The organism is Providencia sp. 2023EL-00965, from assembly GCF_033550225.1.
Lineage (GTDB): Bacteria > Pseudomonadota > Gammaproteobacteria > Enterobacterales > Enterobacteriaceae > Providencia > Providencia manganoxydans.
Genome location: NZ_JAWUEH010000015.1, coordinates 110438 through 123439, shown reverse-complemented (window position 1 = coordinate 123439; position 13002 = coordinate 110438). Strand labels below are relative to the sequence as shown.

Here is a 13002-nt window from a genome sequence, read left to right as displayed (position 1 = left end):
TTTCTGCGGCATTAATTACCGTCACGTAATACGGCGTAGGGTTTTTGACCATTACCGCAGCGCCTTGTTTTTGCAGGATCAGCTGCTCTTGCCATGGCGCACCCATTTTTGCTGGTACAATCGCTTTCGGGCGATAGAACATTTTTACCCGTGTTTGCAAAGCAATTTGCAAGGTATTTGGCTTATCACTTTTTGGTGGTATTTCACGCAAGTTAAAGTAAAACAAGCTCTCGCGATCTTGTGGCAAGGTGCTAATCGCGGGCAGGGCTTCGATTTTCACTTGGCTAGATTTACCCGGCTCCACCCGCTGCACCGGCGGTAAGACCACCAATGGTGACGTAATTTTGTTGCCTTCTGCATCGTCAATCCACGCCTGTGCCAAATACGGCAACTGTTTGTTGTTATTTGAAATATTCAGTGACATCGATTTTTGGTCACCGTTGAAAATCACTCGGGTACGGTCAAGACCAATCGCCGCGTGTGCCATGCTGCTTAAACACATCACGCCCATCACACCCGCTATCAAAGCGTATTTTTTATTCAGTTTCATGCTGTTATAACCTTTTTAATGTCATCTCGGAGACACCATTGCGTCGCCGCAAATTCGATTGAAGCCATGCTCGTGTGTTATCGCTGCGCTAACTGCTTTGCGGTCAGTGGGGTACACTGCAACAACAGTGAGGGATTGTTGATATCGATGCTTTCCGGAAAAGCCACTTGGCACCCGTCATCGTCGCCCCACTGAATGGTCATCAGAGAATTTGGCTCAATACCGCTGATGTATGCACTGCCGCTGTCCCCCACGATGCCGGTGCTTTGCCCCTTCGCATTGAGGATTTGAGCCCCAAACGGCGGATAACTGCCATCCGGTAAACGCAATACCGTCATCGCTTTTTGTCCTGCCACCACCGCGAATTCACGGTAGCCCACGGCGCCTTCGGTTAACGTCACTTGCACCACCGATTGCTGGGCATCGACATCATCCGGCAGCGCGTTTAAGTCAATTTGTGCTTTGCTGCGGTAATAACTGCTCATGTCACCGACCACTGCTTTACCAAATAGATTGGTGGTCACCGGTGCCCCAAATCCTTTGACGGGTACATTGGCAATACCATCAGTGTCCACGAGTAGGCGAGTTCCACCAGGGACACTCATGCGGTGTACTCCACCTCCTTCTGCCGTCAGGGTGAGCCCGCCCGTCGCCGATAACCCAAACGCGGTATATTGATTATTGGCGTAGCTCGCATTCGCCGAGACACGCGCCGTATCGCCTTGGTGAGTCAGATACGCTGTCCCACTCGCCCCTTTACGGTTTGAGCCAACCCCCAATTGGTAATTGGTGCGCTCATTGATACGGTCATGGTAGGTCACCCGATTGACCGTATCGTAGCGGCTGCTGTTTAACGAGTACCCCATATTGGCGCCATTACTCAGCGGGAACGAGGTGGATAAATACACGCTGTCATCCGTCACCCCGTTATACATACTGCGGTTTGCCGACAGGTTGACGCTGACATTCTTAATCGCTCCCACATCAAAATATTTGGATAACGTCAGGCTGTAATAGTTGTTTTCCGGCCTATCCCAATAGGTCTGGTGGTTGTAATTCAAATACACGGACATACCGATATCACGGAAGTTTTTACTCAGTGAAATGGTGTACAGCTCTTTGCTGCCCCCATAACGAATACCGGTTTTCGCGGCCTGCAAGAAATCCGACATACTCATAAAGTCACGCTCGGAGAAGCGATAACCCGCAAATTGAATTTGGCTGTCAATGGCATCAAAACGTTTTGCGTAGCTGACACGATAAGAGCCGCCATTAATGGTATTTTCACCCGCCAAACGAGCGAACGATTGGGTGACATCGAATGACAATGCCCCAAAGGCCAGTAAGTCACGACCGATACCCGCAGAAATCGCTTGGTAGTTTTTACTGCCAATCAAGCCACTGAACAGCGACCAACCGTTGTTTACCCCCCACGAAAACTCACCCGTAATAAAGTTGTCACCTTCTTTATGGCGGTCAACGCTATTTGGCTGCCCCATCGCCAACTTATATTGGATCTGCCCTGGGCGAGTTAAGTAAGGCAGGTTGGCGGTATCAAGTTGATACTCTTGCACCGTGCCATCTTGTTCTTCAATCTTGACATCTAACGTCCCGCTGATCGCATCGCTCAAGTTTTGAATACGAAACGGGCCCGGCGCCACTTGTTCGGTATAAATCACCCGCCCTTGTTGGCTGATCGTGACTGTCGCATTGGACTGCGCGATCCCCGTCACTTCCGGTGCATAGCCGCGTAAATTGGGCGGTAACATGTTCAAATCCGAGCGCAAACTGGCGCCAATAAAACGGAACGAATCAAACATATTTGAGTTCAGGTAATCTTCACCCAAAATCAGTTTGGCCCCGAGCGCCGGCAATGCGCGGTAGGCGTAAAAACGGTTCCATTGCAGATCACGATTGACCGCTTGGGTCGAGCCCGTGGCGTGATTGAGACGCCCCTGCCAATCGGCACGAAAACGCCATGCGCCTAGGTTCACACCAGCCACCCCGTTGCCGTTTAACGTGTAGGTGTTATGGCCTTTATTGTGTGGTCGGTAGGTATTACCGTTAATATTGTAATCCAACAAAATCGCCGCAATCCCCTCATCCCAACGTGATGGTGGATCCCAGTTAGGGGCCGTGTATTCCATGTAAGCTTGTGGAATACTCACGTATAAGGAGGACGTCGAGAGATCCCCACGCACCTGCATCCCCGGCAAGCTTTCTAAGTTTAAACATTGGTCATCGTGCCACCATGTCAGCTTTTTCAAGCTGTCGGCGGTCAGTCCCAATTGCGCAGTAATCTCGGGGGACAAACACGGCACGCTGCCTTGAGGGTCGTTGTCAGGCACATAAAAAGGAATTTTGACTTCCGGCAAGGCATCATCATTGACTTTTAACGCCAAGCTGTAGGTTCCCGGCATCACGTAGCCCGCACGGGAAAAGTGGTCAAGGTTGATATTTTTTTTGTCTTCCACATCCAATACATCAGTATTGAATTGGATAGCCTCTGTCGACACCGATGCAAAGGCTTCGCTGTGGCCACCCAAGGCAAACGCAATGGACAGCGACAGCAGTGCAAGGCGAAAAGGAGTGGCCTTTGATAAAGACATAAAAAATATCCCTCGTGAACAATCACAATAAAAAGAAGTGCCAATAAAATCGCTACCAGCAGTTTAGTAATAATCGACTTTAAAGCGGATCAAACTTTGGTAAGGCCCAGCTCTCAATGGCCGAGAATCCGAGACCAAGCGTAATTGATAAGCCAACCGCATACTCGGTGGCACAATATCGTGCTCTGGGGACGCTTCACCCGGTATCACTTGACGCAACTGTGCGTCTTGCATCAATAACCCCACTCCCCGCGCCTCACCAAACACTTGAAATAACCCATTATCTGCCGGCGCATCAAAAGTCATGCGCAGTGCGCGCCACGTTTGCGTTGGGTCACTGTGTTTGACTAAATCGCAGTTCACCAACTGAATTTCAAAATCTTGTTTGGGACCTTGGCCTTCTTGGCGGATCGTGCCAATCGGCAACACCCCCATATCAATGATCTGATCACGGGATTCCATGGCAATTGTGCAGGCTGCATCGGTGATTTCACCGTTCATAGTCACCGTACCTGCACCTTGCCCAGCTGCGTGCGCCAAAGGTGAGGTAAAACTCGTCGCGAGGAGTAATGCACTCCATCCGAATACTGCTTGACGTTCCATGGTTTTACCCTCCTTTGAATGACACGCTAGTGTTCTAATTACTCGTAGCTCATGGTGAAGTTAGCCAGTGCAGTGAATTCACCTGGAACGATAGTTTTGCCATCACCTTTCAAATAAGCAGCGAACAGCAGCGAGTTGTCACCATTTTGAATCTTTAGGTCAGTTCCCGCAGAGCCATCTAATTTCACAGGTACGCCACCTAAACCGGCAATTTGAACACCTGCGCCAGATGCTTGACCTTGAATAGCCAGTGAATCCGCCAAGTTAGGGTTCACACCGCCCGTAAAAGTAACGGTTGCCGTATTGTTTGTTAGAGTAGTTGTATCGCAGTCAACCAACTCGATAGTGAATGTCACTGGACGAGAAGTACCACCATCCGCTAACTGCGCAGATGCTACTTGACCTAGGTTAACCGTTTGGTCAGTTGACTCCGGTGCAATACCACAAGCAGCTTCGATGATAGAGCCGTAGAAAGTGACCGTACCTTGACCTGCGCTGACTGGAGCAGCCATAGCCGATGCACTCATTGCGCCAGAAATCAAAGTTGCTAAAATAATTTTTTTCATAATTGCCTCTGCAATAATTATTAATAATAAGAATCAAAAGAATATAATTGAATTAATTATATTCAGACGTACACATTTGTATTTGCTCATGCAAATATAATTTATAAAAAACTTAATTAAGCTGTTAGATAGAATTAATTAAATCAAAAAACAATTTTAAACGAGAGTATGTTTATATTATCCCCATAAATTACTTTTATTATATCTACTTAATGTATTCAGTTGATTTTTTAAGACATTAAACTTGTCTGATAATTCAAATAATTGACAATACTCTGCACCAACTATCTTGTCCGATTCAACAATATTTAGAAATACTTGTTCAAAGAATTCTTTTAGCGAGACATTCATTACATGTAATATAACCATCAATGTGTCTATCGTTATATTACACACACCACATTCATAACGTGATATTTGTTGTTGGGAGACATTAAGTAAATTTGCCAATTCCTTTCCTGTCATCGACCGTTCTTTCCTAAACTTATGAATTTGCTTACCAACAGCTTTTAATAGAACGGATTTAGAATGATGCAGGGCCGGCTCTGACAAATTAAGCTCATTATTTTCTACGACCATACTCACTCCATATGCAATTAATTATAGAAACAGCACAAAACTTTATGTTTTTCCTCTGCTTTAGGAGCCTTAATTTACTTCTATAGAATAATAAAATCAAACGCCAAAGCTCTTATGTAAAGTAAAAAGCCCCAAAAAAAACCCGAATTACGAGTAATTGCGAAATAAAACCTAACCCAGCTATTACTAGCATGCGACGACACAAAATCACAATAAGACAATCAAATAAAACCAGAGTTAACATCTACTTTAAAAAAAATACAACCTTAAATTCGGACATAAAATCCATAAATAATAAATAGTCACAAATTGTTACTAGATTAATATATTTTTCCGTGTAATTCGCATTATTATCTAAATAAGATATATGTAGTTATACTTAATCATAAGGCTAGGTAAGGCTTTAATACTTAATAATCATATTACTTGATATTTAAACTCAATAATTTACATTAGAACAAGCCACAAATACATTAGCATCGATAATGATAAAAAAGATAAAATCTTAAGGTGTAAAAATAGTTATCGTTACATATTGGTTAAATTATTTTTTTAATTTAATAGTCATTCGACTCTTTAACAAAAAATTATAGCAAAACAATTTAACACAACACTCCATTAGAGACAGTCAAAAATAGACAAAACAAAATAGCGGGATATTCCCGCTATTTTTTATCATTTTATTTAGTCAATTTTCTTATCTGCTACTTTCAATGTTTGATAAATATAATGACGATAGCTCTCTAACAAGCGTTTATCTTCACAGTCATCCAATTTACCATTACACAAATGACGCATTTTAATGTTAGCTTCATAGAATGGTGATACTTTGAGATTAGCCCGCTCTAATAACATACCGCCAAGGAAAGTGATGTCAGTGAGTGAACCTGTTTTAAGACTATTACCTGATTTTAAATTATCTCGCAGCGTAAATTGGGTTATAAATGCCGGATTAGCAAACTCAGATTGGTATTGATTCAAACTGATCCCCGGCTGATGGTCTCCAAAATACAGGAACATCAATGGACGTTCGCGCTTTGCCATAAAATCAACAAAATCACGCATCGCCTTATCTGAAGCAACGATTTTTTCCATATAATGGCTAAACTCACCGGCTGAATCAGCATTTTTCACTTTGCCTTTTAAGCCATAATCATCACTATGGCTTTCTTTATAGGGCCCATGTTCATACATGGTTAATGAGAAAATAAATACCGGTTTATCGGTTTCTTTGGCTAAGATTTCTTTGGCATACTTCAGCATATCATCAGTGCTGATAGTCCATAGATTATCTTGTAATTTGCCTGGATAGCCTAATTCTTGTGGTTGAATAATACGGTCGACGCCTAGCATTTGATAGGCATGTCCTGAATGATACGCACCACGGTTAAAAGGGGTTAAAACCACCGTGTAATAGCCATTGGCTTTCATCTCTTTAAATAGGCTATTATTAAGGTGATCGACAATAAAATAGAATACCCCACTCTTCTGAGAGCCAAAGTCATCACTATTCAGCCCTGTCAATGCAGCAAATTCAGATAACCACGTCCCACCACCAAAAGTTTGCACTCGCATAGCACTATGAGCAGTCAATTGATTATCTTGTTGGAACATAAATAAATCGGGTAGTTCTGTTCCTTCGGGTAATTTATAGATATTGGGATTTACGGTTGATTCTTGAAGCAATAATAAGATATCAGGCTTTTCTGTAATATCACTGTTAGGTAGGGTGACTGAGGCGGCCTGTTGCAGGAAATAATCTGATGAGCCTTTAATTTGTGGGGATTGATACACTGAATTTTTCGCTGACATCACTAAATTAGTGACAGTACCGCGACCTTTCGGTAATGTTTCTGTCCACTCATTATAATAATGTGATGCAGCAAAACTTGCACCAAAATAACTGCCAATACCGAGTAGTATTCCAAGTAAACGCCAAGAAAAAGATTTAGCAGGACGTACTAAACGCCAGCTCAAGATCCCATTAATCACCAATAAAATTAACAAGCCTATTAATGCAACCCCCGCTAACCAATAATGACTCAACGTCCCCATATTGGAGGTATCCGTCATAATATTGATATCCGAGTAGAAAAGTTGCTCTTTATAATAATGAACTTTGAGTTGGTTAAGAAATTTAACAATGATGAATAATGTACTGGTGACGATAGCAGAGAATAACCATCTCGCTGTAATAAGGTAAAGTACACCAAATATTACCGCGTAGACACTTATTGAAACTAGCGCTGGGTAGATTACGCCGCTTTTCTCGAATACCAAAAAAAGTGAAGCAATAAAAATCAGCATCAGATAAACAGCGGAAAAAATTCTTTTCTTCATCGGGTTTACCACAAGATAGATAAGTCACAACGGCCTTAACCAATAAGGTCGCACAAACGACCATTGTAACTAATTTATGTGGTAAATATATTCGGCAAAGATGCCTTTACAAAACTAATTTATGCACTGAATCTATTCGATAAAAATATCTTTATCACGCAAAAAGTGCTCATCCCCTTTACGCCGCGTAAAACCACTCTTATCAAAAAACTCCAGTATTTGAATCGCAAGCTTACGGCCAACACCCAGCTCATTACGAAAATCAGCAGCAGTGATCGCACCTTTCTCAATACAATAATGTAAAATCAGCTCAGCAAATTGCTCGATTTGTTCACGGCTATAATAGCGATCACGTACAATCGCAGTCACCAGTCCCATTTGCGCTGCTTTTTTCATTACACTACGCAGGACTCCCTCATCATGCTTAGTTTCTGCGGCCAAATCACGTACCCACCATGCATCCACCCGAGGAAACAACCCTGAAACTTGCTGCCAAATTTGCTGTTGCTCACGGTCAAACACTAACCCATGCTGTGGCATATGTAACCAGCCACGAGTTTGCTTAATACGTTCATCAATAAGCAGTTCATTAATCAATTTAAATACTAATGATTCACTCATTGTTGGTAGCGCCATTCTTTTTAAACGCGCTTTACTGACGCCAATTTGATCGCTGTGTACTTCATGAAAGTCTTCCAGTATCTGCACTAATCGTTCTTTCGCAACCTGCGCTTTAAATGCTGATAATGCCAAATTTCCTACACGAACTAATTCAACCTGTGATAGTAAATTTTCGAGAGCATAGGACGTTAATTGACGAGACCATCCATAACCATTGAGATCTAATTCACCATTGGGCAACTGCAATTTTAAATGGCTCAGCTCATCTTTCGCTGCACACAGACTGCGTAACCATTCAATAAATTCAGGTTGTCTTTTACCTCGACGAGGGGAAACTAAGCGGATCACTCGCGCCGAAGCGAGGGTTTCACGAGCGCTAATATCACGAAGAATCAGCCTATCGTCATCCACCAGCCACAAAGGTGTATCAAGGATCAGTTCGGCTAATAATGGCGCCTTACCTTGCTCCGTTAGCAACGAAACGCGTCCTGTAATATGACTCGCGCCATGATAAAGGTGCACGGGTTGCCAATGTTTAATCACCGAGTCACACGTTAATTCAACAATCACCCTTGTCGCCGCAGCAAAAGGCTTCTCAGACAACAACCAATCACCTCGGGTGATATTTGTTTTATCAATATCCCCTGCAAGATTTAATGCAACACGATCGCCTGCTTGCGCGAAATCAGATTGTTGATTTTGCCGGTGAATTCCTCTCACACGCACTACAGAATCGGCTCCCGTTAGCCATAACGGTTCATTCAATGCAACTTTGCCCGCTAAAGCGGTGCCCGTCACCACGATCCCCGCACCTTTCACATGAAAGACACGGTCAATAGCGAGACGAAAACGTTGCTGTTGATTTTGATGATCGGCAGTTTTCTGATGCAGTTGTTGTAAATACGTCTGTAATTCAGGGATGCCACGGCCTTCATTTGCAGCAGTAATAAATAAAGGGGTATCGAGCCAGCCTTGGCGATGTAGTTCAGCTTCTACATCAAGCGCGACCTCTGTTACTCGCTGTTCATCAACGCGATCCGCTTTGGTTAAAACAGCCGTCACACATTGGCAACCCGCTAAACGCAAAATCGCTAAATGCTCTCGCGTTTGCGCCATAACGCCATCATCACAGGCAACGACAAGCAATGCATGATTAATCCCCCCCACGCCAGCTAACATATTACCTAAAAATTTTTCGTGGCCGGGAACATCAATAAAACCAATAGAGCTACCATCGGGCTGAGGCCAATAGGCATAGCCTAAATCAATGGTCATGCCACGTTTTTTTTCTTCGGGTAAGTGAGCAGTATTCACCCCTGTAATAGCTTTAATTAATGTAGTTTTACCATGATCGACATGGCCTGCGGTGGCAAAAATCATGACAATAACACCTGTAACAATCCATGCTCATCGTCTAAACACCGTAGATCAAGCCATAATTTGCCGTCTTTAATTCGCCCAATCACCGGTTTTGAAGACTGACGCCAACGTGTAGCAAGTAAGGCTAATGAGTTTCCACGTCCATCAAATGGCGTGAAAGTCACAGCATAGCTAGGTAGTCTATCTACAGGCAATGAGCCACTGCCTATTTGAGAGAGACAGGGTTCCATTTCAACCACAAATTTATCGCCATAAAAAGCTTGCAATGAAACAATCAGTCGTTCTGCTCGTACCTTGATTTCATCGGCACTGCGTGTCAACCAACGCAATGTTGGCAGTTCAGTAACCAACTTTTCAGGTGTGAGATAGAGCTTTAATGTAGCCTCTAAGGCTGCTAACGTCATTTTATCCGCACGTAACGCACGTTTTAGAGGATGTTTTTGAATTGCGTCAATCCACTTTTTCTTACCGAGTATGATCCCTGCTTGCGGGCCACCCAGTAATTTATCTCCCGATATTGAAACAAGATCGACACCTTGTGCGAGATAAGTTTGCGGCATAGGTTCGGCGGGCAAACCGTAAGCAGTCATATCCACCATCGAACCACTACCCAAATCAATGGCTGTTGGTAACTGATGTTGCCTGCCTAGCTCCGCCAGTTGTTCACCTTCCACTTCAGCAGTAAAGCCCTCAATACTGTAATTGCTGGTATGCACCTTCATCAATAATGCAGTTTGATCATTGATAGCATTTGCATAATCACGTAGATGAGTACGATTAGTTGTGCCGACTTCGACTAATTGGCATCCTGCTTGTGCCATCACATCCGGAACACGGAATGCCCCGCCAATTTCCACTAATTCACCACGAGAAACAATGACTTGCTGGCCTTTTGCTACCGTTGCTAATAACAGTAGCACCGCAGCAGCATTGTTATTCACAATACAAGCATCTTCCGCACCGGTGAGCTGACAGAGTAAATCTGCCAATGCGCGATCACGATGCCCTCGCGTTGCACCATCAAGAGAATACTCCAATGTGATTGGAGAGCTCATCACCTGATTCACTGCCATAATCGCAGGCTCTGCCATTACCGCACGCCCAAGATTAGTGTGCAACACGGTCCCTGTTAAGTTAAATACTGGTTTTAATGCGCTTTCTTGCAATAACCCATGCCGCCTAACTAATTCTGCCACCCAATCATTATGCCACTGAGGTAATTGCTCATGTTGTTGGATAAATTCACGTGCTTGCTGTTGCATATCACGTAACTGTTCCGTCACCCAGTGGTGCCCAGACTCAACAACAAGGTTTTGTACCTCATCAAGCTGAAGTAGTTTGTCGATAGCGGGAAGCTGGCGATATAAGGCGGCAATAGAGTCGTCGGCCATCGTGATTACTCTCTTATTAGTGACTATTTTTCGCCAGGAAATAAAAATGGATTAATACTACTACGAGCAAAACCTTCTTCTTCCATGCGCGCATCTAGGATAATAGAGGCTAGATCATCAGCAACGGCTTCGACTTTCGCTTCTTTCTCTTGATACAGAATTTTTAAATAACTGCCGCAATCACCACAGCTTTCAGCTTTTACCGCGGCATTTTCATCATCAAGCGACCAATAATTAAGATCACGAGTTTGTTCGCAGTTGCTGCATTTTACGCGCACCATATGCCACTCAGTTTCACATAAATTACAGTGCAAATAACGCAAGCCTTGTGATGTACCAATTTGTACAACACTCGATACAGGCATGCTATTACAAACAGGGCAGTAGTGACGATGATCGCCATGTTCCGCACGTGCTTTACCGGGTATTTGTGCTGCCATTTGCGCCCAATAAACCGATAATGCCGCCCAAACAAATATAGATTTATCGGAAGGCACCTTTTCAAATTGCTCACTTAACAACGCGGTGGCCATTTCTTCCAGTTCACTCTCTGACGCTTTGTCGAGATTTTCTAACGCAGGGCGTGCTGAATCAGGTACGACTGGCAATAATTCAGCAATGATGGCATGTAAAATGCTGTGCCAATGGTTGGTACGAGGGAAGGTTTTAGCATCTAATGGTGGATTGTTGCTTGCCATTGAACGTGTTAACACTGCGCTCATATCAATCTCAAGGGGATGATCATGCTGCGCATTATGTTGTGCCATTGCCACTTCCGCTGCAAACTTAAGATAATCTGCAAAAGGATGCTCTCCCGCGGCCAGTTCTTTTAATCGTTCAGCGCGTCGTTGATAGAGACTTTTTAAATTTGGGAATAGAACAGGAGGGATAAAACCAATCCCTTTTTCTTTTAATCTTTCTTGTCCTAAATCTTCTTTAGGGACGATACGAATACCCATCGCATTGCTCTCTTTTAAATTTTTTAAACGACTTGTCCGAGGCCATGGTAACCACTTCCTCGGATTTATTGTGCGTATTTTATGCTTATACCCCAAATAATTCGAGTTGCAGTTAGGCGACAAGTGAAGATAGACGGAGGAGCATAGATAAACTCTATGACTCGGCTAGCTGAACGTGGTCAACAACACTGCAACTTGAAGAGTTTCGGGTATATCAGCAAAAATTGCTGTTATCTACTACTCAGGATAAAACAAAAGTGGCTGAGTAGCTACTTTGTTGCCTTGGTATCAAGGAGTAATGTAAGTAATCATCTAATGAAATGGACTATACTCTAAGTAATGCGAAGTACAGCTAGGCAACAAACGAACATAGACGCGGGGTATGTGACTTGGCGAACGTAGCATAGTCAACACCTCTGCATCTTGAAGTATAACGAGTATATAACGTAAATTTTTGCAATATAATACGACCTTATAAATACCTACTATATTGCTCTTACATTGAGTGAATAACCTTGTCCTAACGAAATTTTCAGGCCTATTAATGCGATTAAGTTAATCTGACTATGTTTAGCTAGACTGAAAGATCGCAAATTGTCATCAAAAAAATAATATCATAAAAAATAAATTAATAACCTTCTTTATATTTCACTTAATTAGAATCGATAGACAACCCGCTATTCTCTTTTGAGAAATGACGTCCCATGGTAAAAATTAAGCATAATGGGATTAACGTTACTAATAATGCATATTCTCTGGCGTAATCCGCTAACATGGCCATCATAAAAGCACCACCCGCAAACCCAAATAGGGTCAAAAAGTAACAATAGCTTTTATACAGCGCTTCTCTTCTTTCTTGGCCTTTAAAAGCAACAGATTCCGCTAATGAGCTAAACCCTAACTGCACATTTAAAGTCACTGCAATATTACCATATAGCATGCCGTTAATTTTATGGAATGCATTACCCTGCATACCAGCAATAAAGGATAAGGCCCACACAGCATGGAAGCCGCTTGCCTCGACTTTATAAAAATAAATATAAGCGATCAGCAACAAAATTAGGATGATTTCTAATGATAACAGCGTGAATGTCCACGTTTTTTCATTGGTATTGTATTTATAACGTAACCAAGCCAATAGCATTGCCCCTGCACCAAATGCAAAGATGGTAATGATATACGGAATAATTGCCGCTAAACCATGTTTGGCGAATTCATAGCCTAACATAATGATGTTGCCTGATTGGAAAGTGGCAAACGATTTAGTGGTGAAAAAAGCATAACCATCTAACATACCTGATGTAATGGCTAATAAAAAAGCAATTGTTGGCAATTGCATAAAGGGGATTTTGGGTGTTGGTGTTGTCATAATTATTTAACCTAAAAGCAAATCTCTAAATAATT

Annotated in this window: 10 protein-coding genes; all 10 read right to left on the bottom strand. The window is 42.9% G+C overall.

Features of this window, described 5'->3' with window-relative positions; translation table 11 throughout:
- Positions 1 to 550: fimbria/pilus periplasmic chaperone (locus tag SC428_RS17715; RefSeq protein ID WP_318709348.1), on the bottom strand; the 550-nt coding region annotated here is incomplete at its 3' end.
- Between the two features lie 77 nt (positions 551 to 627).
- Positions 628 to 3159, bottom strand: coding sequence for an outer membrane usher protein (locus tag SC428_RS17710; protein ID WP_318709346.1), 2532 nt, complete (start codon positions 3157 to 3159; stop codon positions 628 to 630).
- 63 nt (positions 3160 to 3222) lie between these two features.
- Positions 3223 to 3762, bottom strand: coding sequence for a fimbrial protein (locus SC428_RS17705; RefSeq protein ID WP_318709344.1), 540 nt, complete (start codon positions 3760 to 3762; stop codon positions 3223 to 3225).
- A gap of 38 nt (positions 3763 to 3800) precedes the next feature.
- The gene (locus SC428_RS17700) at positions 3801 to 4328 is read right to left on the bottom strand and encodes a fimbrial protein (RefSeq protein WP_318709342.1); all 528 of its coding nucleotides are present in this window, start codon (positions 4326 to 4328) and stop codon (positions 3801 to 3803) included.
- 177 nt (positions 4329 to 4505) lie between these two features.
- Positions 4506 to 4907 carry a helix-turn-helix transcriptional regulator gene (locus SC428_RS17695; protein ID WP_318709340.1) on the bottom strand — a complete coding sequence of 134 codons (402 nt, stop codon included), beginning with the start codon at positions 4905 to 4907 and terminating at the stop codon, positions 4506 to 4508.
- 684 nt (positions 4908 to 5591) lie between these two features.
- Positions 5592 to 7247: an LTA synthase family protein gene (locus SC428_RS17690; protein WP_318709339.1), complete on the bottom strand. Its 1656-nt coding sequence runs from the start codon at positions 7245 to 7247 to the stop codon at positions 5592 to 5594.
- A 132-nt stretch (positions 7248 to 7379) separates the two neighbouring features.
- Positions 7380 to 9248, bottom strand: a complete 1869-nt coding sequence (gene selB / locus SC428_RS17685; RefSeq protein WP_318709337.1) for a selenocysteine-specific translation elongation factor — start codon at positions 9246 to 9248, stop codon at positions 7380 to 7382.
- Positions 9245 to 10639: an L-seryl-tRNA(Sec) selenium transferase gene (gene selA / locus SC428_RS17680; protein ID WP_070929861.1), complete on the bottom strand. Its 1395-nt coding sequence runs from the start codon at positions 10637 to 10639 to the stop codon at positions 9245 to 9247. Before selA ends, selB begins: the two co-directional genes overlap by 4 nt.
- Positions 10640 to 10662: 23 nt before the next feature.
- Entirely contained in the window at positions 10663 to 11598 is a 936-nt protein-coding gene (gene fdhE / locus SC428_RS17675; RefSeq protein WP_070929860.1) for a formate dehydrogenase accessory protein FdhE, read from the bottom strand.
- Positions 11599 to 12250: 652 nt separating this feature from the next.
- The gene (locus SC428_RS17670) at positions 12251 to 12967 is read right to left on the bottom strand and encodes a YoaK family protein (RefSeq protein WP_070929856.1); all 717 of its coding nucleotides are present in this window, start codon (positions 12965 to 12967) and stop codon (positions 12251 to 12253) included.
- Positions 12968 to 13002: the final 35 nt, after the last annotated feature.